This window comes from Buttiauxella sp. BIGb0552, assembly GCF_004366275.1.
In the GTDB taxonomy this organism is placed as follows: domain Bacteria; phylum Pseudomonadota; class Gammaproteobacteria; order Enterobacterales; family Enterobacteriaceae; genus Buttiauxella; species Buttiauxella gaviniae.
In genome coordinates, this window is sequence record NZ_SODY01000002.1 from 135449 (window position 1) to 157652 (window position 22204).

A 22204-nucleotide genomic window follows, 5' to 3' on the forward strand; every position below is an offset into this window, starting at 1 on the left:
GCTTACATCGGCGATAAATTAAGGAAGAAGCGTTGTAACCAACCCATATTTTGCGCTTCGTTGATATAGCCATTACCGACATATTCGATGCGTGCATCCGCCACTTGCGTAGACGGCACGGTATTGGAGCCGCTAATAGTGCGAGGATTCACCACGCCGGAGAAACGAATAAATTCGGTGCCCTGGTTAATGGCTATCTGTTTTTCACCCACGACGTGCAGGTTGCCGTTTGCCAGCACCTGATCCACCGTCACGGTTAAGGTTCCGCTAAAGGTATTACTGGCGTTTGCCCCACCCTTACCGTTGAAACTGTTGCCGCCAGAGGCATCCACTGACGCGCGGTCGTTGCCGAATAGCCCCTCGAGATAACGAGGCGTTACGTCAAAGCCAAAGTTTGTTTTGCCATCACGGCTGGCATTAGCCGACGAGCTTTTACTGGCACTGACATTTTCCTGGAGCTGAATAGTCAAGGTATCGCCGACATTCCTTGGACGGCGGTCTTCGAACAAAGGCTGATACCCATAGTTCACCGGTTGCGCCGTCTGGAAAATTGAACCATTGACGATAGGCGCAGGGCCTGGCACTGGCTGGGCCGTTGTCGCCCCTTCCACCAGCGGTTTAGTTGGTATCAGCGCGCAGCCCGTTGAGGCGAGCACCAGACACATCACGATAGGACGGAGAACTATTGGGTTTTGCATTGCTTTCATCTTCAGGTCATTCAGATAAAGACAGCCGGTGCGAAACTGCACACCGGCAAACGCCTTACAGTTGCGTCAGTTTTTGCAGCATCTGATCGGTGGTAGAAACGGCTTTACTGTTGATTTCATAAGCGCGCTGAACCTGGATCATATTCACCAGTTCTTCAGCCACGTTCACGTTAGAGGTCTCAACGTACCCCTGGTACAAAAGCCCCGCGCCGTTAAGCCCTGGGGTGCTTTCGTTTGGCGTACCGGAGGACTGGGTTTCGGCATACAAGTTCTCGCCCAGGCTTTCCAGACCCGTGTCATTCATAAAAGTGGTCAAGTTAAGCTGGCCTACCTGCACGGGTTGCGCCTGACCCTGCTGAGTCACACTCACGATGCCGTCACGTCCAACAGTAATCGTCAGGGCGTTAGCAGGAATGGTGATAGCAGGCTGAACCTGGAAACCACCCGCCGTCACCAATTGGCCGTTTTGATCAACCTGGAATGAACCATCGCGCGTGTAGGCACTGGTACCATCCGGCAGTTGCACCTGGAAGAAACCCTGACCTTTGATAGCCACATCTTTACTATTGTTAGTCTGAGAAAGGTTACCCTGGCTATGCAGACGCTCAGTGGCGACCGGACGCACACCCGTACCAATCTGCAAACCTGACGGCAACGTGGTTTGCTCAGAAGATTGCGCACCAGGCTGGCGAATAGTCTGGTAAAGAAGATCTTCAAACACAGCACGCTGACGCTTAAAACCGTTGGTGGAGACGTTTGCCAGGTTGTTGGCAATCACATCCATGTTGGTTTGCTGGGCATCAAGACCGGTTTTGGCGATCCATAAAGAACTGATCATTTTGAATTCCTGTTAGTTTCGCGGCTGATTATCAAGTCATCGACAGCAATTGGTTGGCCCGTTGCTCGTTTTCATCCACGCTCGAAATAATCTTCATCTGCATTTCAAAACGACGGGCGTTGGAAATCATGTCAGCCATGGCTTCTACGGGTTTCACGTTGCTGCCTTCCAGCACGCCTGGCATCAAAGAGATGCTGGCGTCAGCTTGCAAGGTCGCGCCACGCGTAGCCTGTGCGGCTGGGCTCAAACGGAAAAATCCATCGTCACCACGTACCACTTCCAGGCCTGTCGCTTTCACCAGTTTCAGGCGGCCAATCGGTGCCACGGTATTAGGCTGGTCGCCCGCGTTAAGTGCAGAAATGGTGCCATCAGCCGCGATAGTTAGCTGTGCGCCTTGAGGCACGGCAATCGGGCCACCCTCACCCATCACCGGTTGCCCCCCGATGGTCAGTTGCCCGGCAGGACTCACCTGCATATTGCCGTTACGGGTATAAGCTTCTGTACCATCAGCACTTTGTACCGCCAGCCAGCCATCTTGTTGCAGGGCAACATCCAGCGGGCGTTGGGTGTAATCAAGCTGACCTTGAGACATATCAGCGCCAGGCGTTGACGCGGTCACCAGCGTACGCGTTGGCAAAGAAAGCCCTTCCACCGGAACTGCGCGCAAAGCCGTTAGCTGTGCACGAAAGCCGGGGGTTGAAGCATTCGCCAGGTTGCTGGCCGTCACCGCTTGTTGATTCAGCGTCTGACTGGCCGCGCCCATGGCGGTATAAATTGCGTGATCCATTAAGCTTTCCCGTCAGTGCTTAGCGCAGGTTAACCAGGGTGTTAAGTATCTGGTCCTGGGTTTTGATGGTCTGCGCGTTAGACTGGTAGTTGCGCTGTGCAACAATCATATTGACCAGTTCTTTACTCAGATCGACGTTTGAGGCTTCCAGCGCACCGTTAGTCAGCGTACCGAAGTTACCTGAGCCTGCCGTACCCAACAGCGCAACACCTGAAGCATTAGTCGCCGCCCAGACGTTGTTACCCTCAGAGGACAGGCCTTCCGGGTTCGCAAAGTTGGACAACACAATCTGCCCGAGCAATTGGTTTTGTTCGTTGGAGTAGTTACCGACTACGGTGCCATCTTCATTGATCTGATAGCTCACCAAATCGCCTGGCTTATAGCCATTCTGATTCGCGGCAACGATATTGTTGGAGCCGGTGTTTTGCTGCATGGAGTTGAGGAAGCTGAGATTGAATGTCGCAGGCGTTGCACCATTAATAGCCTCAGTCTTAAAATCGCTAGCGGTACCGTTGGTTAAGACACCACTACTACTGAACTCCAGAGATGTCCCTTTTTGAATCGGGCTCCCCGCAACGCTGCTGTCCTGGGTATAAACATCCCAGGTATTTGCCGTAGAAGACTTCACAAAGAAGACGTTCATATCATGGGAGTTACCCTGGCTGTCATAGACAGTGATAGAGCCTTTTTTGTTGTAACTCTCTGAATCTGCTGGATCAAAAGTTGTTTTGGCAGGCACCTTATCGGTAGAGTTCAGGTTAATCTGCATTGAGGCCGTGGTGGTGATTTTCGCCGCCATCAAAGTATTAGGAATTGAAAGCCCTACCGGGTTTGCCCCTTCCTGAATCGTTGGCGGTGTACCGGTTGCCGGATAACCCGTCAGTTGCATACCCTGCATGTTCACCAGATTGCGGTTTTGATCCAGTTTGAACTGGCCGTTACGGCTGTAATAGACCGAACCGTTAGTGTCCACCATACGGAAGAAACCATTCTGGCTAATCGCCACATCCAGGCCACGCCCGGTGTTGGTCGTAGTACCGTCGCCAAAGTCCTGCGTGATACCTGCGACTTTAACGCCCAGACCCACTTTAGAACCTGCAAACATGTCAGCGAAAGATACGCTGCCGGACTTAAAGCCATAGGTGGCTGAGTTGGCAATGTTGTTACCAATCACGTCCAGGTTGGTGGCGGCGGCATTCAGGCCGCTGACCGCTTGAGAAAAGGCCATGTCTTACTCCTGCAAAGGGTTATAGGCTTAAATAATCTGCCTGATGTCGTCGAGAGTGGAGGTGCCGTAAGTACCGAGGTCGAGCAAGGTCTTGCCATTACTGAGTGTCACACCGTTGACCATCGCAAAATTGAGCGGCTGAGCAACCAGTTGTGTCCCACCATTTGTGGCATTGATAGCGACGTTATAAGCACCGTCTGGCGCCGTCGAACCGTCCGTCATCGTGCCATCCCAGGTAAAGGTATGAACGCCTGCGCTTAGGCCACCAATATCGAGCGTGCGTACCACTTTGCCGGTGTTATCCGTGATCGTAGCGGTAACTTTATCGGCGGCTTGTTGCAGCTCCACACCAAATGGCGTGGTCGCCTCTTTGCCTGCCAGAATTTTAGAACCAGGGATCATCACGCCATGACCAATCAGGGCGCTTGCCTGAACTGACTGGTTATTGTTTAACTGGCCTGACACTGAACCGAGCGTGGTGTTGAGTTTTTCAATACCGCTCACGGTGCTGATTTGCGCAAGTTGCGTAGTCAGTTCGTTATTTTGCAGAGGGTTGGTCGGGTCCTGGTTTTTGAGCTGCGCAACCAGTAGCGTCAGGAAACTACTCTGAAGATCGGCAGCATTATTCCCGGTAATGCTGCTATTACCCGATAAAGTATTAACACCACTGGTCGTGGTGTCGTTCATATTAACGGCTATGCCCATCAGTCACTCCTTTACTGACCAAGAGTCAGGGTTTTCAACATCATGCTTTTCACAGTGTTGAGTACTTCCACATTTGCCTGGTAGCTACGGGAGGCAGACATGCTGTTGACCATCTCACCTACCACATCAACGTTTGGCATCCGCACGTAACCTTTAGCGTCAGCGAGCGGATTACCTGGCTGAAATACCAGCTTGTCTGGTGCCTGGCTCTCTTCAACGCCAGTCACTTTCACACCACCGGTTTCAGCACCAGGAGCTGCATCCACCTGGAAAATAACTTGCTTGGCACGGTACGGTTGACCATCGGGACCTGTGACGCTATCGGCGTTAGCCAGGTTACTCGCCGCCACGTTCATACGCTTGGACTGCGCGGCCATCGCTGAACCGGCAATATCAAAAATATTCAGTAAAGCCATCTATTAGCCACCCTGTTGCAGCACTGACATCATGCCCTTGATTTGGCCGCCGAGAACCGTCAGGTCTGACTGGTATTTCAGGCTGTTATCGGCAAATTGTGTACGTTCGCGGTCCATGTCGACGGTGTTGCCATCCATGGATGGCTGGTCAGGAATGCGGTAGAGGAGATCAAGCTGTGGGACAGTTTGAGTTTGTGCCGGAATATGGCGCGAAGAGGTAAGAGCAAGCGATACGCCGCTACCTTCAACACGTCCTCTGTCCATCACTTTTTTCATTTCACTGGCAAAATCTATATCGCGAGCCTGATAACCTGGGGTATCGGCATTAGCGATATTCCCTGCCAGAATTTCCTGACGCTGGGCGCGCAAATTTATCGCTTCTTGCTGAAATCGCAGCGCGGCATCCAGTTTGTCTAGCATGTTCCCTCCGCATAATTAGGATTTGTCCGACAGCTTAAAGCCCCTTACGCGTGCGTTATCGTTGGAATAGACACAAAATGCGTCGCTATTTGTCGCCTTGATCAATTCCGTGTGCGGTTAAAATCACTGCAACCTGAACAAGGAGAGACGTTATGAACGGTCTGAAAACCTGGAGCACGATTGCGCTTTTACTGGCATGCCCACCGGCATTCGCCAGTATTCTGGATGCACCTTTGAACCAGTTTTTTCAGCAGCGTCTGGCGGGAATAAGCGATGAAGTATCGGTAAAAGTGAAAACACCCGATGCACAATTACCCTCCTGCCCGCTTCCCGATTTTTCAATGCCGGGTAATGGTCGCCTGTGGGGAACCGTGAGCGTGTTAGCTCGATGTGGTGATACCAAACGCTTTATTCAGGCAGAAGTGCAGGCTATTGGAAATTACGTCGTTGCAGCCCAGGCGCTACCACGTGGCAGTGTCATTAATGAAAGCCAGGTACAACTTAAACGCGGGAGACTGGATCAACTTCCTCCGCGTGCCATGTTGGATATTCGCCAGGCAAACGATGCTGTAACACTGCGCGACATCGCACCCAATCAGCCAATTATGCTGTCGATGGTGCGCCAGTCATGGCGAGTGAAAGCCGGGCAACGAGTCCAAGTTGTTGCTGCAGGTGAAGGTTTTAGTGTGAATAGCGAAGGCAAAGCACTCAACAATGCGGCTGTCGCGCAGAATGCGCGTGTACGAATGGATTCTGGTCAGATTGTAAGCGGGACAGTAGATGTTGATGGGAATATTCTGATTAACTTGTAATATTCAACTGGCGATTAAGAAGGGTATAAAGGTTCTGCGGCGACTGCCGATAGTGTGTTAACAGATGATAGATATTGGCAGGCTCAAATGCTGCGAGCCACCTCGATGAGGATAGAATAATGAGCATTGATCGCACGTCTCCTTTGAAACCGGTAAGTACCGTACAACCACGTGAAACATCAGAAGCTCCGATTCAAAAGAGCCGTCTGGAAAAAAGTACCACGCCAACCAGCACCAACGTGACACTCAGTGACGCGCAGGCTAAGTTAATACAGCCAGGCAGCGGTGATATTAATATGGAACGCGTTGAAGCACTCAAAACTGCGATCCGTAACGGCGAGCTTAAAATGGATACCGGCAAAATCGCCGATGCATTAATCCAGGAAGCTCTCAGCGATACCCAAAATAATTTAAGTGGCGGGAAGGCGACCAGGCCGTAAGTCCCCAGGAGCATAGATAACTATGTGACTGGGGCGCACGGGTGCAGTCAACGCACCAGCAGCTTGAAGTATGACGGGTATATATCCAGAGTAAATAATTGCATGAATCGTCTGTTAGAAGTAATGGATCAAATGACTGTGGTGCTCAACTCTCTGAAAGAGGTGATGGACGCCGAGCAGCAACAACTATCCGCAGGCCATGTGAATGGCAGTGCGTTGCAGCGCATTACTGAAGATAAAAGCTCGCTACTTGCGACGTTAGATTATCTCGAACAGCTTCGCCGTGACGCACAGAAAGCCGAAAATACCAGCAGCACGGATATTACCCAGCGTTGGCAGACGATTACGCAGAAAACGCAGCACTTACGTGATATCAACCAGCATAACGGTTGGCTATTAGAGGATCAGTTAGCGCGTAATGAACAAGCGCTGGCGGTACTCAAACCGCATCAGGAACCTAATCTTTATGGGGCTGATGGGCAGGCGACCACGGTCAGTCGTGGTGGGAAGAAAATAACGATTTAGTGCCAGAAAGAATAAGGGCGGTTTCAAAGCACCGCCCAAGTAACGCGTTAAAGACCCTTCAGAATCTTCATTGTCGCTTCTACATCAATTTCATCTTCAGAAAAGATTAACGTTGTGCCCTGGAAAGTGGTCACTGCCAGCTTTTTCAAGGTACGCATCTGCCCCTGTTTCGGGTCAACCTTCGGACGAATGCTATTCATCAATGCGCCCACAGACAGCACCGCATTCTCTTTATCAATCTTGGTTTCGGCAGGCACTTCTTCGCTGTAAACCAGGAAGGATTTAATCGAGGTGATTTTCATGCGCTCGCCTGCGATATAAATGTACTTGCTGTCTGGTTCAACCTTCACAGAAAATGCCGACAGGCCTTTGTTGTTCGTGGTTGGCTCGAAAGTGACTGAAGCATCTTTCTTAATCAGTTCAGGGTTGGCGACCTTAATCACATGAAAATAACGATTGTCACCGTTTTCATCTTTGATAAAACCGAAACCTTTATCTTCAAACCAGGTTGTGATTGTCCCGTGCATCGCTATTACCGCCTAATTAATCGTTCAATAAGTCAAATTTTGCAGCGCGCAGTTTAATGCAGAATGCGCGTGCCGACTATGCCTTTGGCACGTGTCAGCACGATAAATTGCCATCACGCTACATTGTGCGTCGGGCAAAATCCTTCACTCTGAATCCCAACACCGTAAGCGTTGCGAAATAAGCTGCGATACCGGCCACGACAACGGCCATTAAGCGCAGTATACGATACGGCATGGTGCCCAGATCCCAGGCCGGCATAATGTGCATCATGCCAACCAATACCGCTGACATCACAATGACACCAGCAAACAGGCGCCAGAGGAATGCGCTCCAGCCCGGCTGAGGTTGGAAAATATCCTGTTTACGCAGTTGCCAGTATAGCAGGCTGGCATTCAGACATGCCCCCAGACCAATCGACAGCGACAGCCCGGCGTGCTTGAGCGGGCCAATAAACGCAAGGTTCATTACCTGGGTCAAAATCAGCGTCACGATGGCGATTTTAACCGGGGTTTTGATGTCCTGGCGCGAATAAAAACCGGGTGCCAACACCTTCACTACGATCAGCCCCATCAAACCGACGGAATAAGCCACCAGCGCACGTTGCGTCATAGAGGCATCAAAAGCGGTGAACTTGCCGTACTGGAACAGTGAAACAGTGAGCGGCTTAGCCAGAATCCCCAATGCAACCGCACTTGGCAGCGCCAGCAAGAAACACAGACGTAAACCCCAGTCCATCAGGCGTGAATATTCATCGTGATTACCGCTGGCAAAACTCTTCGCCAGTGAAGGCAGCAAAATGGTACCCAGTGCCACACCCAGCACCCCAGATGGGAACTCCATCAGACGGTCGGCGTAGTACATCCAGGAAACTGAACCGGAAGCGAGGAATGAAGCAAAAATGGTGTTGATGATTAATGAGATCTGACTGACGGATACACCAAGAATCGCAGGCCCCATCTGTTTGATCACACGCATCGCACCTGCATCTTTCAGGTTCACGCGCGGTAAAACCAGCATGCCAATCTTTTTCAGATGCGGTAATTGATACGCCAACTGCAACACACCGCCAACGGTTACCGCCCAGGCCAACGCCAGAATCGGCGGGTTAAAGTGCGGTGCGGCAAAGAGTGCAAAGCCAATCATGCTGAGGTTTAAGAATGTCGGAGCAAACGCCGGAACAGAGAAGCGGTTCCAGGTATTCAGTATCGCCCCACACAGCGAGGCCAGAGAGATCAGGAAAATATACGGGAAAGTAATTCGTAGCAGGCTGGAGGTGAGAGCGAATTTATCGGCCGTATCCGCAAAGCCAGGTGCTGTGACCAGAATAACCCACGGTGCCGCAATCATCCCGATAACAGTAACAACCGCCAGTGCAAGCGTCAGCAGCCCGGAAACATACGAGACAAATACGCGAGTCGCATCTTCACCCTGCTTACTTTTGTATTCAGCAAGAATCGGGACAAACGCTTGCGAAAATGCACCTTCGGCGAAAATACGGCGCAAAAGGTTCGGTAATTTGAATGCCACAAAAAAGGCATCCGTCGCCATCCCTGCCCCAAAAACCCTTGCCACAATGGCATCACGTGCAAATCCGAGCACGCGAGAAAACATCGTCATCGAGCTGACGGCGGCCAGCGATTTTAATAGATTCATTTATTATATGGTTCCACAAACATCAACGCCTGCAAGGCAGGCGTTGTTAAGGGCATTTCGATCAGGCGCTTAGTCTACCGATACCCAGCCGAATTACTACTATCAGATGTTACCGCATTATTCGCTCATCGCATCGCGCCACAGTTTCTCTACTACCCGCTGGGCCATTAACGCCTGCTCACCGGAAGTTTCAGGAACTGTCTGATTTGCCAGACAATCAAGGAAATGACGCGCACATCCAGCGAAACCGCGTTGTTCGAGTGTAGTTTGCCAGCCCGGGATTGGACGGTTCACCACGCCATTGCCGCACTCTTCACGCCATTCGCGCATATCTGTAACGTCGTACAAACCACCCTCTGTGACCGCCTGAACCCACTCACGTTGGCTACCCGCCCGGCGATGCATACTGGTGGTGATTTGAAGGTTGCCTCGGGCAAAGTGATGCTCAGCAAAAAGCATCTGCCCCTGGTCGTTGGTCAAGAGAGTCCCACTTTGCAATTGCGCTTCACCGCCAGACAGCCACAGTGCGGTATCAACCACATGCAGATAATCATCAAGCAAGGTAAAACGCAGGTCATTTGGACCAACGCTGTCTGCTCGATGTTTATCCATCCGTACTGATAAACCATTCGCCAGTGTCGCTTTCAGACCCTGGTACAACGGTGAAAAACGGCGGTTAAAACCAACCATCAGCGTACGCTTTTGACGTTGCGCCATTTCCACTAAACGTTCAGCATCGGCAAGGTTTTCAGCCAGCGGCTTATCCACACAAACATGGACACCTGCCTGCAATAACTCGCTCACTACCGCGTAATGACTGCTGGTCGCACTGTGAACGAACACGGCGTCACACTGTGCCGCCAGTTCAGCAATAGAAGGAATATAGGGGATACGCCAGGTGTCGCAGACTTTCTGAGCTTTCGCCTGTGTTGGGGAAAATGCGCCCTGAAGTGTCCAGTCGCTGGAGGCTCCCAGAACGGGTAACCATGCTTTTTGGGCAATACCCCCTAAACCGACAACGCCTACGCGAAGTTTAGTCATTAATTAATCTCCGAGATGAGCGAGCAGTGAATCCAGGCGTTGCTTAAGATCAGCAACTTCATTTTCGAGCTGTTCGACACGCGCTGTTAAATCACCAGCAGGGGCAATGCTGCTTTCCGGTGCTGATGATACAACCTGCGCCGCATCAACCTCACCGCTGAAAAGATGCATATAGCGGCTTTCGCGTTTGCCTGGTTCACGCGGTAAGCGCACCACAAAAGGACCGTCTTCACGATTGGCGAGATGTTCAAGAGTCGCTTCAACCTGCGCCATATCGCTGAACTCAAACATTCTTCCGGAGCGGGTACGCAATTCGCCTGGCGTTTGGGCGCCACGTAGCAGTAAGGCGGTGACCACCGCGACTTCTGCCGCAGAAAGTTTAAGGTCACCAAACTCAGAATTGCAGAAACGTTGCTCGTATTTAGTAACCCGATTGCCAAACCCACTGACGGTGCGCAAAAAGTGGCGTTTGACCAGAATATCCAACGTTTCCTGAACATCATGCTCTTTCAGATCCATCACCGGTTCGCGGTTGGTCTTCTGGTTACATGCCGTGACCACACCGTTGACCGACATCGGATACTGTTCGGGAGTGGTCACCTGCTTTTCCATCAGGCTACCTACAACTCGTGCTTCAACCGCAGTTAACTGATATTTCATTTATTGTCCTTAACGGCCAGGGGTCCATTCTTTGGTGGTCAGTGCGGTCAAAACATGATCCCGCCACACGCCATCAATCAGTAAATACTCTTTGGCATAGCCTTCTTTTTCAAAACCAAGGCGAGCGAGAAGGTCACCGCTGCGCTGGTTATGCGGCATGTAGTTCGCCATGATGCGATGGATATGCTGGCTACGCTGCATGTAGCGAATAGCCGTGGTCAGTGCTTCAAACATCATTCCCTGCCCCTGCCATTTCTCACCAAGTGAGTAGCCGAGATAGCAGGCATGAAATGAGCCCCGCACTACGTTTGAGAAGTTGGCAACGCCAAGGATCTCTTTCTCTTCCGGGTCGAGCAGCGCAAAGTAATAAGCACTACCGGTTTTATGCATTTCGCTAATCATGCCAAGCCGCGCCTGCCAGCCGGAAGGATAGCAATGGCTGTCATCACGAATGGGTTCCCAGGGTTTCAGGAACTGACGGTTTTCGGCGTAATAATCTGCCAGACGCCAGGCATCTCGCTCGTACACCAGACGCACCACCATGCGGTCCGTTGTTAAGCGTACTTTCGGCACGTTACTGCGGTAGCCAAACATGTTCACCCTACTCCTCACATCCCACGTATTTTTGAGCCAACGTAATTACTATACCTGCCCCTTGCGATGGAAGGAAAACAACAACATGCAGATTTCTCATTCGGCCATACTTTTTTCGATTAACGAGTTAAATCAAAGCGCCGGATTGATAAAAAAATATTGTCGCCGTACGCCCTGTCAAAAACCCTGAGAGCAGTGGAGAATAGAGGTTTGTCACACTTTTAAGTTCCCTGGAGGGGAGATGTCACGGGTCGCGCAGGCCAGGAGCCTGGGTAAATACTTCTTATTGCTCGATAATATGTTAGTTGTATTAGGCTTCTTCGTGGTTTTCCCTCTTATTTCCATTCGCTTTGTAGACCAAATGGGTTGGGCGGCATTAATGGTCGGCATTGCGCTGGGCCTACGTCAGCTTACTCAGCAAGGGCTAGGTATTTTCGGTGGCGCCATCGCCGACCGGCTAGGTGCCAAACCGATGATTGTCACCGGAATGCTGTTGCGCGCCGTCGGTTTTGCGCTGATGGGCATCGCTCATGAACCCTGGGTTTTGTGGTTATCATGTTTTATTTCTGCTATCGGGGGCACACTATTCGACCCACCTCGCGCAGCCCTTGTCGTCAAACTGGTGCGTCCACATCAACGCGGCCGTTTCTTCTCGATATTAATGATGCAAGACAGCGCTGGTGCCGTCATTGGGGCGCTGCTCGGCAGTTGGTTGCTACAATACGATTTTCGTCTGGTGTGCGGTGCGGGCGCGGTGATGTTTGTGATTTGCGCCATCGTCAATGCCTGGCTGCTTCCTGCGTATAAACTCTCTACCATTCGCACGCCAATGCTCGAAGGCATGGGACGCGTGCTGCGCGACAAACGTTTCATCACTTATGTGTTAACGCTGGCCGGATATTACATGCTGGCGGTGCAGGTGATGTTAATGCTGCCGATTATGGTGAACGAAATTGCCGGTACGCCTGCCGCAGTAAAGTGGATGTATGCCATTGAAGCGGCACTATCCTTAACGCTGCTCTACCCTATTGCACGCTGGAGCGAAAAACGTTTCCGTCTCGAGCAGCGGCTGATGGCGGGTTTGTTCCTTATGTCCCTGGCCATGTTGCCGATTGGCCTTGCCAATAACCTTCAGCAACTGTTCACGCTAATTTGCGTGTTTTATATCGGTTCAATCATTGCCGAACCTGCCCGCGAAACGCTGGGGGCATCACTTGCTGATTCCCGTGCGCGTGGAAGTTATATGGGCTTTAGCCGACTGGGTCTGGCGATTGGCGGCGCATTTGGTTACGCCGGTGGGGGTTGGTTATTCGATGCTGGGAAAAGTATCAACCAACCGGAACTTCCGTGGGTGATGTTAGGGATTATAGGCTTCATCACGCTCATCGCCTTGTGGTGGCAATTTAGCCCGAAACCGATAGACCCCTCTATGCTTGAACCCGGCAACTAGTTTGCAGCCCCTGGTATTCTCCTCCATACTCAAAAATTGACGGATTTTTCCTGACGATTGATATGGAGGAGTAACGTGAAGCTTTATATTTACGATCACTGCCCTTTCTGCCTTAAAGCACGAATGATTTTTGGCTTAAAGAATATCCCCGTTGAGCTGGTCGTCTTGCTAAACGACGATGAAGCAACCCCGACGAAAATGATTGGCAAGAAAATGGCGCCAATCCTGCAAAAAGATGACAGTCACTACCTGCCTGAAAGCATGGATATCGTGCACTACGTCGACAAAATTGATGGTGAACCACTTTTGACCGGCGCTGCTAATTCAGCTATCAGCGACTGGTTACGCCACGTCAATAGCTATGTCCAACACCTGTTATTGCCGCGTATTGCGAAAGCGCCTTTTGATGAGTTTGCCATACCTGCAGCCCGGGCTTACTTCGCACAGAAGAAAGAGGCAATGATCGGTTCTTTTACTGACCATCTGACGCATTCACCGGGTCTGACCAAAAAAATCAGCGATGATTTACGTAAGCTCGATAAACTTATCGTGCAGCCCAATGCCGTCAACGGTGAGTTGTCTGATGACGATATCCACCTCTTCCCACTGCTGCGTAACCTGACGCTGGTTGCCGGAATTGAGTGGCCGAGTCGTGTCGCGGCATACCGGGATAATATGGCCAAACAGACGCAAATTAACCTGCTGTCATCCCACGCCATTTAAAGATTGTTAATGGTTCTACGGCGGGTAAGTTAACCCGCCTTTATCTCATGGTTCAAAAACTTATTCTGTCGAATAAAAAATTAAGCCTTTTCCTGTAGCACGCCCGGTACTAGTACATCATGATGCTTTATGTCAGGATCTGTGACCGATGCAGCATGTTAAGGATATTCATGAAAAAAATAGTATTAGCCGCAGCCTTGATGCTCAGCGGATTAGTGGTGGGTTGTAACCAGCTAACGCAATACACCGTCAGCGAACAGGAAATCAACCAGGCGCTGCACAAACGAAATAATTTCTCTAAAGATATTGGCCTGCCAGGCGTTGCCGATGCCCATATTGTCTTAACTAATTTAGCCAGTGCGATTGGCCGCGAAGAACCGAACAAAATCACCCTGACTGGCGATGCCAAACTGGATATGACATCTTTGTTCGGCAATCAAAAAGCTAATATCAAACTTAAACTCAAAGCCTTGCCGACCTTTAATAAAGAGCAAGGTGCTATCTATTTGCAAGAAATGGAAGTGGTAGATGCAACCGTCGAGCCTGAGAAAATGCAGACGATTGTCCAGACACTGATTCCATATCTCAATCAGTCGCTACGCAATTACTTCAACCAACAGCCCGCTTACGTGTTGAGTGAAGATAATAGTGCAGGCGAAAAACTGGCGAAGAAATATGCCAAAGGGATTGAGATCAAACCAGGCGAAATCATTATCCCGTTCACCGAGTAAGCTCTGAAACACTGGGGAGGCACATCCTCCCCAAGAAAATCTCAACGAAAATGGTGCAAAGCTAAACGTTTGCGCTTATCCTTTGTGCCCGGCATAAATCATCGTTATTTCCTTCCTACGCCGGAGCACTTTCATGACCGTATTACCTCAGGTATTAAAAATTCGCCGCCCAGATGACTGGCATGTTCACCTTCGTGATGGTGAGATGCTTAAAACGGTTGTGCCTTATACCAGCGAAATTTATGGTCGCGCGATTGTGATGCCAAACCTGGCGCCGCCAGTGACAACGGTTGAAGCTGCCATCGCTTATCGCCAGCGTATTCTCGACGCCGTACCGCAAGGGCATAGTTTTGAGCCTTTAATGACCTGCTACCTGACTGATTCTCTGGACCCGAACGAAGTTGAACGCGGGTTTAATGAAGGTGTGTTTACTGCGGCAAAACTCTACCCGGCAAATGCGACAACTAACTCAAGCCATGGCGTGACCAGCACCGCCGCAATCCTACCTGTGCTTGAGCGTATGCAAAAAATCGGTATGCCGCTGCTGATTCACGGTGAAGTAACTCACGCTGACATTGATATTTTTGACCGTGAAGCACGCTTTATCGAAACTGTCATGGAACCGCTGCGTAAGCAACTGCCGGAACTGAAAGTGGTGTTTGAACACATCACCACCAAAGATGCCGCACAGTATGTGAAGGAAGGCAATTCCCTGTTAGGTGCAACTATTACCCCGCAACACCTGATGTTTAACCGCAACCACATGCTGGTTGGCGGCGTGCGCCCTCACCTGTACTGCCTGCCTATTTTAAAACGCAGTGTGCATCAGGAAGCGTTACGCGAACTGGTTGCAAGCGGATGCGACCGTGTGTTCCTGGGGACTGACTCCGCACCACACGCACGCCATCGCAAAGAAGCAAGCTGTGGTTGTGCTGGCTGCTTTAACGCCCCTTCTGCTTTGGGTGCTTACGCGACGGTATTTGAAGAGATGAATGCAATGCAGCACTTCGAAGCGTTCACATCCCTCAATGGCCCGCGTTTCTACGGTTTACCTGTTAACCAAGAGACTATCGAACTGGTTCGCACTCCGGTTGAAATGCCAGAAACCATCGAAACATCCGATGACAGCATCGTGCCATTCCTGGCCGGTGAGAAAGTAGCCTGGTCAGTTAAAGCATAATTTTTACCGCCCCCTGTTGCATCACTGGCGATATGACTGTATAAATATCCAGTATATTATTAACCCTAAATAATTCCAGTTGCATCGCGGCGGCAAGAGAACGAATCCCGATGAGCTTACATAGGCAAGTGATTCGGGTGAGTGAACGCAGCCAACAAAGGGGCAACTTGAAGTATGACGGGTTCTACAGGGGGCTGTTATGCGTATTGAAGTCACTATTGCCAAAACTACATCTCTGCCACCAGGCGCTATTGATGCGCTTGCCAATGAATTTTCACGCCGTATTACTCAACACTATCCTGAAAACGTTAACCACGTTCAGGTGCGTTATGCCGCTGCAAATAACCTGTCAGTTTTAGGGGCTACCAAAGAAGACCGCGATCGCATTAGCGAAATATTGCAAGAGACCTGGGAAAGCGCTGACGACTGGTTTGCTGCGGATTAAAAAACATAATGGGAATGGGCTGGCTTTAGATCATTTTGCCGCTCATTTCAGGTAAAAATTCCCTCGTTGTTATCTTTATACCGGGTGTCGCCATCCGGTTTTTTTTAATTGTATGAAATTCGCTCATTTAAATAATTTCCCTTCTTGTACATTACCCAGAATCATCTGATTCAATAAAGAATATCATGGCGGTTTATTGTGCAATTAAGCGCTTTGTTGTAAAAAAAGTGTTGCAGGGTATTTATTTCTCCGTCGAAATAGCTTAATCATTGATATACTTAACTGGCTTCACATTAAACAAGCATTAAACCTCACGAACCGTTGTCTCAAACACACGTATAAAAGGGGTTATGATGGAAAAAAATAGTGATGTTATCCAGACCCATCCCCTTATCGGATGGGACATCAGCACCGTTGATAGCTACGATGCGCTGATGCTTCGCCTGCACTACCTGACCTCGAATACGCAAAAGCACGACGAAACTGAAATCGGTCAAACTTTATGGCTGACCACGGATGTTGCCCGGCAATTTATTTCTATTTTAGAAGCCGGGATTGCTAAGATTGAATCTAGTGATTACCAGGTAAACGATTATCGTAAGCATTGATTGTCGATGCTACTCAAATAACGCAAGGCACCTAAAGGTGCCTTTTTTATTATTCAGGTTTCGCTCAATTGCCAGTCGGCCGAGAATTAATTAACCTGCTATATACTTTTTGCCAGAGAGAAGAGAAAAGCATCATGCATTATGACCTTATCATCGTCGGTAGTGGTTCCGTTGGCGCAGCCGCCGGATGCTATGCCACTCACTCCGGCTTAAACGTGCTTATGATCGACAGCAACCACCCTCCCCACCAGCAAGGTAGCCATCATGGTGATACTCGCCTGATGCGCCATGCCTATGGCGAAGGGGAAAAATATGTCCCACTGGTGTTACGCGCCCAGACATTATGGGATGCGTTGCAGGAAATTAGTGGTGAGAAAGTCTTTCATCGCACAGGTGTGATTAACCTCGGCCCTGCGGATTCAGCATTTATCTCAACGGTGCAAAGCAGTGCGCAAAGCTGGTCACTACCGCTTGAAACACTGACGGCTGAACAAGTGATGACACGCTGGCCACAAATTACCGTTCCAGAAAACTATCTTGGCTTATTTGAGCCAGATTCTGGTGTGCTGCGCAGCGAGTTGGCGGTGGAAACTTATATCCGTCTGGCAAACCAGGGTGGGTGCGCGCAGTTATTTAATTGCCCGGTGACGGACATCCGCCATACCGCAGACGGTGTGGTAGTCGATACCCCAGAAGGCGAGTTTACCGCCGATAAACTTTTGGTGAGCGCAGGAACCTGGGTCACTAAATTATTACCCGAACTGCCGGTTACGCCTGTGCGCAAAATCTTTAGCTGGCATCAGGCTGACGGACGTTACAGCGAAAAGAACAATTTCCCTGCATTCACGGCCGAGTTACCCGATGGTACCCAGTACTATGGTTTCCCTGCCGGAGAAGATAACGAGCTGAAACTCGGGAAACATAATGGCGGACAAGTCATCAGTGAACCGCAGCATCGCAAACCATTTGGCGCTATCGCAACCGATGGCAGTGAAGTATTCAGTTTCTTACGCCAGGTCATGCCGGGCGTGGGTGTCTGCATGCACGGCGCAGCCTGCACCTACGATATGTCGCCAGATGAAGATTTTATTATTGATACCCTACCAGGCCATGACAATACACTGGTGATCACCGGGCTGAGTGGGCATGGGTTTAAATTTGCATCGGTATTGGGGGAGATTGCCTGCAAGTTCGCTCTGGGCAAAGAACCTGGCTTCGACCTGACACCATTCTCGCTTTCGCGCTTTAATTAAAACCACGTAACGTCGGATGTCGCTTATGCTAATCCGACCTACGAAGTGCTTTTGGCAGGTGGATTCACATAAGCAACATCCACCAGAAAAGTTACTCGGGATCAGGGATCCCCAACGTGGTATTGAGCGCACCACGCGATTTATTGAAGATCTTATTACCGTTTTCACGACCAGCGCGGCGACGGCGCTGCTCTTCTGGTGACAGCACTAGCTCCTCGCGGCAAATGTCGCTGCAACAGCCTGCAAACTTCTCTGCACAGGATGGACACTGAATAAATAGCAGATGACAGCCATCATTTTTGCAGTTGGTGTGGCTATCACAAGAAACCCCACACTGATGGCAATGGGCAATCACATCATCGGAAATACGCTCGCCCATACGCTCATCGAAGACAAAGTTTTTGCCGACAAAACGCACCGGGATACCTTGCTCACGCGCGCGGCGCGCATATTCGATAATCCCACCTTCGATGTGATAGACGTTCTTAAAACCGTTGTGCAACATCCAGGCGCTGGCTTTCTCGCAGCGGATCCCGCCAGTGCAATACATGACAATTTTCTTTTCTTTGTCATCCTGCAACATATCTACCGCTTTCGGCAGCTGTTCACGGAACGTATCAGCCGGGATCTCTAAAGCATCCTGAAAATGGCCTACTTCATATTCGTAATGGTTACGCATGTCGATAAATACGGCTTCAGGGTCATCGAGCATGGCGTTGACATCTGCCGCTTTAAGGTAAGAACCGACATTGCTGGCATCAAACGACGGGTCATCAATCCCATCGGCAACAATACGGTCACGCACTTTCATGCGCAGCACCCAAAACGACTTGCCGTCATCTTCAAGTGCGATATTCAGACGCACGCCATTGAGCGCCGGATGGAAGGCATAAAGCGCTTCACGGAATACCTCAACACGGCTTTGCGGTACGCTGATTTGCGCGTTAATCCCTTCATGGGCGAGATAGACACGGCCAAAAACATTTAGCGCGGTAAAAGCCTGATACAGAGCATCACGCGTGGTTTTAGGATCTTCGATATGGAAATATTTATAGAATGAGATTGTGGTGCGTGGCTCGGTTTCAGCCAACATACGCACGCGCAGTTCATCATTCGATATACGGTTGTGTAACACTGGCATGGTGTTCGCTCGGCTATCGTTGATAAGAAAAAAACTGGGCAGCATCATAAAGCAATTATCGTTAATTTACATCCACGCATTTTGCGCTACATTTTCTTCATCTAGCCGCACCGCAATCAACAATTGATTGATTATCAGTCACTCCGCACCCGTTGATTTTGGCTGACTCTCAAAAAGTGTCACAATAGTCTTACTCAAGAAGATCCGGCATTTGCCGTCACAATAGGTTTTACATGACGAACTTACCGCAATTCTCGCGCGCATTGCTTCATCCCCGATATTGGGGAATTTGGTTTGGGATTGGCTTACTCTACTTAATTACTCTCCTCCCTTACCCTGTGATTTATCGACTTGGCCGTGGCCTTGGCCAACTCGCCAGACGCTTTATGAAACGTCGCGTCAGAATTACACGCCGCAATCTTGAGCTCGCCTTCCCGAACAAAACCGTCGAGGAGCGAGAACACTATCTGGAAAAAAACTTTGAGTCCGTAGGCCTTGGCTTGATGGAGACTGGTATCGCCTGGTTCTGGCCAACATGGCGTATCCAGCGCTGGTGCGACGTTAGCGGCGTCGACCAGATTCATGCGGTACAAGAAGCCAACCGCGGCGTACTCCTGATTGGTATTCACTTCCTGACGCTTGAATTAGGCGCGCGCATGTTCGGCATGAATACGCCGGGCATTGGCGTTTACCGCCCGAATGACAATCCCCTGCTGGACTGGCTGCAAACCTGGGGCCGCATGCGTTCAAACAAAAGTATGATCGACCGTAAAGATCTCAAAGGCATGATCCGGGCGCTAAAACAGGGCGAGATTATCTGGTACGCACCTGACCATGACTACGGCCCACGCGGTAGCGTTTTTGTACCATTCTTTGGCGTTGATCAAGCGGCTACAACCAGCGGTACCTATACTCTGGCTCGTATGTCGGGTGCAGCAATTGTCCCGATGGTGCCGCGCCGCAAACCTGACGGAAAAGGCTACGAGCTGATTATTCTGCCTGCGGAGTTTTCACCACCGCTGGAAACCCCGGAAGGCACAGCGCTGTGGATGAACAAAATCATCGAAGAATGCATCATGATGGCGCCTGAGCAATATATGTGGCTACACCGTCGTTTTAAAACGCGCCCTGAAGGCACGCCTTCACGCTACTAGCTATCCTTCATTAAAGTCATAAGGCGGCTTCTGGTCGCCTTTATTCGTTCTAAAATTGTGTTTCAGAAATGTTGCCACTCCAACGCCAACAGGCGCATAATTAGTAAGGTAATAATTCCCCGCATATCTTTTCTGCCCAATTTGGAGCGTTATGACTCTCGCCGAGAGCACCACCATCAACTGGAAACGAAATCTTACCGTCGCATGGCTTGGATGTTTTCTGACTGGTGTTGCATTTAGTCTGGTAATGCCATTCCTACCCTTGTATGTCGAACACCTTGGCGTAACAGGCCACAGCGCATTAAACATGTGGTCCGGTATCGTTTTCAGCATCACCTTTTTGTTTTCAGCGATTGCATCACCTTTCTGGGGCGGGCTTGCCGACCGTAAAGGCCGCAAAATCATGCTGCTGCGTTCAGCGTTGGGTATGTCCATCGTGATGGTGCTGATGGGCTTTGCGAGCAATATCTGGCAGTTTCTGGCGCTTCGCGCACTGCTAGGCTTGTTGGGCGGGTTTGTGCCTAACGCCAATGCGCTGATTGCCACACAGGTCCCACGCCATAAAAGTGGCTGGGCTCTGGGCACATTATCAACGGGAGGCGTGAGTGGTGCGCTTCTCGGGCCGATGATCGGTGGTTTTCTGGCGGATACTTACGGCTTACGACCGGTATTTTTCATTACCGCAGCCGTGTTGTTTACCTGCTTTGTCTTTACGCTCTTCTGTATTCGCGAACAATTCACCCCCGTGAACAAAAAAGACATGCTGCACGCGCGCCAGGTATTCACTTCACTTAAAAACCCAAAACTGGTGCTGAGCCTGTTTGTCACCACCATGATTATTCAGGTCGCGACCGGTTCGATTGCCCCGATTCTAACGCTCTACGTGCGCGAGCTGGCGGGTAATGTCAGCAACCTGGCGTTTATCAGCGGTATGATAGCATCTGTTCCTGGTGTGGCGGCGTTGATAAGTGCACCGCGCTTAGGGAAACTGGGGGATAGAATCGGGCCGGAGCGGATTTTAATCTGCGCACTGGTTATCTCAGTGCTTCTGCTCATTCCAATGTCGATGGTACAAACGCCATGGCAATTGGGCGTGTTGCGTTTCCTGCTCGGTGCCGCCGACGGCGCGCTATTGCCTGCGGTACAAACTCTGCTTATCTATAACTCCAGCAACCAGATTGCCGGGCGTATCTTTAGTTACAATCAATCTTTCCGTGATATTGGCAACGTTACCGGCCCGTTAGTTGGGGCGGCAGTCTCAGCCAGTTACGGCTTCCGCACGGTGTTTTTAGTCACCGCAGGTGTCGTACTCTTCAACGCGCTTTACTCATGGATTACCCTACGCCGCCCAACCGCTCGTACCCGTATTTTGGAAGAGTGACCCTCTAATCCTCGAAGTACGACGAGGATTAAATCTCATACTTGCAACTTTGCAAACAGCGTCAACAATTAACTTGAAATTGCGCTGTAGCGCGCTCCCTGACCTGTAACAAAAGGAGATGAATATGAGTCTGTACGCGACGCTGGAAGAGGCCATTGATGCCGCACGCGAGCTTTTCCTTGTAGATAATCCGGAACTTGAAGAAGAGAGTGCCAGTGTTCAGCAATTGAACATCCAAAAGTACATTCTTCAGGATGGCGACATTATGTGGCAAGCTGAGTTCTTCGCAGATGACAGCGAAGATGGCGATTGTTTACCGATGCTCAGTGGTGAGGCAGCCCAAAGTGTGTTCGACGGTGACTACGATGAAATCGAGTTACGCCAGGAGTGGATTGAGGAAAACACGCTGCATGAGTGGGACGAAGGTGAATTTCAACTTGAGCCGCCGCTGGATACCGAGGAAGGGCAAACTGCGGCTGATGAATGGGATGAACGATAAAACGTTTATTCGTATGGCCCATGGCTGGCATCAATGGGCAACAACAGTGTGTCGAAGACCAGCGAAAATGGTAAGTCGAGCACTGTAATATAGCGCCATGCACTGTCACGCACGTCCCACTGCACTCCGGGGTAATACTGATTACCATGTCCCTGCCCCGGAACTGCACGGCTGATAATACTGCCACAACCACTCAGCAAACACGCCATCATTACGACCACAATCGCTCTAAACAAATCTTCTCTCCTGATTTTTCCGGCTGAGTATAACTGCCCATCGCTTGAG

General features: G+C 50.4%; 27 protein-coding genes. 13 read left to right on the forward strand and 14 right to left on the reverse strand.

Features of this window, described 5'->3' with window-relative positions; translation table 11 throughout:
• Positions 1–2 precede the first annotated feature (2 nt).
• The 7 genes from flgH to flgB all read right to left on the reverse strand — a co-directional run bounded on the left by flgH (position 3) and on the right by flgB (position 5101).
• Entirely contained in the window at positions 3–698 is a 696-nt protein-coding gene (flgH, locus tag EDF88_RS05400) for a flagellar basal body L-ring protein FlgH (protein ID WP_134184169.1), read from the reverse strand.
• 64 nt (positions 699–762) lie between these two features.
• On the reverse strand, positions 763–1545 hold the full coding sequence (gene flgG / locus EDF88_RS05405) for a flagellar basal-body rod protein FlgG (RefSeq protein WP_064517889.1): 783 nt from the start codon (positions 1543–1545) through the stop codon (positions 763–765).
• Between the two features lie 31 nt (positions 1546–1576).
• Positions 1577–2332, reverse strand: a complete 756-nt coding sequence (locus EDF88_RS05410) for a flagellar basal body rod protein FlgF (RefSeq protein WP_064517887.1) — start codon at positions 2330–2332, stop codon at positions 1577–1579.
• A gap of 19 nt (positions 2333–2351) precedes the next feature.
• On the reverse strand, positions 2352–3560 hold the full coding sequence (gene flgE / locus EDF88_RS05415; RefSeq protein WP_064517885.1) for a flagellar hook protein FlgE: 1209 nt from the start codon (positions 3558–3560) through the stop codon (positions 2352–2354).
• Positions 3561–3587: 27 nt separating this feature from the next.
• Positions 3588–4265, reverse strand: coding sequence for a flagellar hook assembly protein FlgD (flgD, locus tag EDF88_RS05420; protein ID WP_064517883.1), 678 nt, complete (start codon positions 4263–4265; stop codon positions 3588–3590).
• Between the two features lie 11 nt (positions 4266–4276).
• On the reverse strand, positions 4277–4681 hold the full coding sequence (gene flgC, locus EDF88_RS05425; protein WP_034456187.1) for a flagellar basal body rod protein FlgC: 405 nt from the start codon (positions 4679–4681) through the stop codon (positions 4277–4279).
• A 3-nt stretch (positions 4682–4684) separates the two neighbouring features.
• On the reverse strand, positions 4685–5101 hold the full coding sequence (flgB, locus tag EDF88_RS05430; RefSeq protein ID WP_064517881.1) for a flagellar basal body rod protein FlgB: 417 nt from the start codon (positions 5099–5101) through the stop codon (positions 4685–4687).
• 152 nt (positions 5102–5253) lie between these two features.
• On the opposite strand from flgB, the gene flgA reads away from it, so the two are divergent.
• From flgA to flgN, 3 genes are all read left to right on the forward strand, one after another.
• A complete protein-coding gene (gene flgA, locus EDF88_RS05435) occupies positions 5254–5913 on the forward strand; it encodes a flagellar basal body P-ring formation chaperone FlgA (protein ID WP_134183460.1) in 660 nt (219 codons plus the stop codon).
• Positions 5914–6032: 119 nt separating this feature from the next.
• A complete protein-coding gene (gene flgM / locus EDF88_RS05440; protein ID WP_064517878.1) occupies positions 6033–6353 on the forward strand; it encodes a flagellar biosynthesis anti-sigma factor FlgM in 321 nt (106 codons plus the stop codon).
• A 102-nt stretch (positions 6354–6455) separates the two neighbouring features.
• Positions 6456–6878 carry a flagella biosynthesis chaperone FlgN gene (gene flgN, locus EDF88_RS05445; protein ID WP_064517876.1) on the forward strand — a complete coding sequence of 141 codons (423 nt, stop codon included), beginning with the start codon at positions 6456–6458 and terminating at the stop codon, positions 6876–6878.
• 47 nt (positions 6879–6925) lie between these two features.
• On the opposite strand, the gene EDF88_RS05450 is transcribed toward flgN, so the two are convergent.
• The 5 genes from EDF88_RS05450 to rimJ all read right to left on the reverse strand — a co-directional run bounded on the left by EDF88_RS05450 (position 6926) and on the right by rimJ (position 11354).
• Positions 6926–7411 (reverse strand): cold shock domain-containing protein, encoded by a 486-nt coding sequence (locus EDF88_RS05450; RefSeq protein ID WP_064517874.1) that lies wholly within the window; start codon positions 7409–7411, stop codon positions 6926–6928.
• Between the two features lie 112 nt (positions 7412–7523).
• The gene (gene murJ / locus EDF88_RS05455) at positions 7524–9059 is read right to left on the reverse strand and encodes a murein biosynthesis integral membrane protein MurJ (protein ID WP_064517872.1); all 1536 of its coding nucleotides are present in this window, start codon (positions 9057–9059) and stop codon (positions 7524–7526) included.
• 117 nt (positions 9060–9176) lie between these two features.
• Positions 9177–10100 (reverse strand): Gfo/Idh/MocA family oxidoreductase, encoded by a 924-nt coding sequence (locus tag EDF88_RS05460; protein WP_134183462.1) that lies wholly within the window; start codon positions 10098–10100, stop codon positions 9177–9179.
• 3 nt (positions 10101–10103) lie between these two features.
• On the reverse strand, positions 10104–10760 hold the full coding sequence (locus EDF88_RS05465; RefSeq protein WP_134183464.1) for a YceH family protein: 657 nt from the start codon (positions 10758–10760) through the stop codon (positions 10104–10106).
• A gap of 9 nt (positions 10761–10769) precedes the next feature.
• Positions 10770–11354, reverse strand: a complete 585-nt coding sequence (gene rimJ, locus EDF88_RS05470) for a ribosomal protein S5-alanine N-acetyltransferase (RefSeq protein WP_034456200.1) — start codon at positions 11352–11354, stop codon at positions 10770–10772.
• Positions 11355–11595: 241 nt separating this feature from the next.
• On the opposite strand from rimJ, the gene mdtH reads away from it, so the two are divergent.
• The 7 genes from mdtH (at position 11596) to solA (ending at position 17744) form a co-directional block, all read left to right on the forward strand.
• The gene (gene mdtH / locus EDF88_RS05475) at positions 11596–12804 is read left to right on the forward strand and encodes a multidrug efflux MFS transporter MdtH (protein ID WP_134183466.1); all 1209 of its coding nucleotides are present in this window, start codon (positions 11596–11598) and stop codon (positions 12802–12804) included.
• Between the two features lie 75 nt (positions 12805–12879).
• Positions 12880–13527 (forward strand): glutaredoxin 2, encoded by a 648-nt coding sequence (gene grxB / locus EDF88_RS05480; protein WP_134183468.1) that lies wholly within the window; start codon positions 12880–12882, stop codon positions 13525–13527.
• A 170-nt stretch (positions 13528–13697) separates the two neighbouring features.
• Positions 13698–14258 carry a lipoprotein gene (locus EDF88_RS05485; RefSeq protein WP_134183469.1) on the forward strand — a complete coding sequence of 187 codons (561 nt, stop codon included), beginning with the start codon at positions 13698–13700 and terminating at the stop codon, positions 14256–14258.
• A gap of 133 nt (positions 14259–14391) precedes the next feature.
• Positions 14392–15438, forward strand: a complete 1047-nt coding sequence (gene pyrC, locus EDF88_RS05490; RefSeq protein ID WP_064517860.1) for a dihydroorotase — start codon at positions 14392–14394, stop codon at positions 15436–15438.
• A gap of 199 nt (positions 15439–15637) precedes the next feature.
• Positions 15638–15883: a DNA damage-inducible protein I gene (dinI, locus tag EDF88_RS05495; RefSeq protein WP_134183471.1), complete on the forward strand. Its 246-nt coding sequence runs from the start codon at positions 15638–15640 to the stop codon at positions 15881–15883.
• A gap of 353 nt (positions 15884–16236) precedes the next feature.
• On the forward strand, positions 16237–16491 hold the full coding sequence (gene bssS / locus EDF88_RS05500) for a biofilm formation regulator BssS (protein ID WP_034456211.1): 255 nt from the start codon (positions 16237–16239) through the stop codon (positions 16489–16491).
• 134 nt (positions 16492–16625) lie between these two features.
• Positions 16626–17744 carry an N-methyl-L-tryptophan oxidase gene (gene solA, locus EDF88_RS05505; RefSeq protein ID WP_134183473.1) on the forward strand — a complete coding sequence of 373 codons (1119 nt, stop codon included), beginning with the start codon at positions 16626–16628 and terminating at the stop codon, positions 17742–17744.
• A gap of 91 nt (positions 17745–17835) precedes the next feature.
• On the opposite strand, the gene EDF88_RS05510 is transcribed toward solA, so the two are convergent.
• Complete coding sequence (locus EDF88_RS05510; protein ID WP_134183475.1) at positions 17836–18885, reverse strand: rhodanese-related sulfurtransferase; 1050 nt, start codon at positions 18883–18885, stop codon at positions 17836–17838.
• Between the two features lie 233 nt (positions 18886–19118).
• Here EDF88_RS05510 and EDF88_RS05515 point away from each other — a divergent pair, with 233 nt between their 5' ends.
• From EDF88_RS05515 to EDF88_RS05525, 3 genes are all read left to right on the forward strand, one after another.
• Complete coding sequence (locus EDF88_RS05515) at positions 19119–20039, forward strand: Kdo(2)-lipid IV(A) acyltransferase (protein WP_134183477.1); 921 nt, start codon at positions 19119–19121, stop codon at positions 20037–20039.
• 151 nt (positions 20040–20190) lie between these two features.
• Positions 20191–21420: a multidrug efflux MFS transporter MdtG gene (mdtG, locus tag EDF88_RS05520; protein WP_134183480.1), complete on the forward strand. Its 1230-nt coding sequence runs from the start codon at positions 20191–20193 to the stop codon at positions 21418–21420.
• A gap of 124 nt (positions 21421–21544) precedes the next feature.
• A complete protein-coding gene (locus tag EDF88_RS05525; protein ID WP_064517824.1) occupies positions 21545–21919 on the forward strand; it encodes a MysB family protein in 375 nt (124 codons plus the stop codon).
• A gap of 5 nt (positions 21920–21924) precedes the next feature.
• On the opposite strand, the gene EDF88_RS05530 is transcribed toward EDF88_RS05525, so the two are convergent.
• Positions 21925–22143: a YceK/YidQ family lipoprotein gene (locus EDF88_RS05530; protein WP_279586333.1), complete on the reverse strand. Its 219-nt coding sequence runs from the start codon at positions 22141–22143 to the stop codon at positions 21925–21927.
• Positions 22144–22204 lie beyond the last annotated feature (61 nt).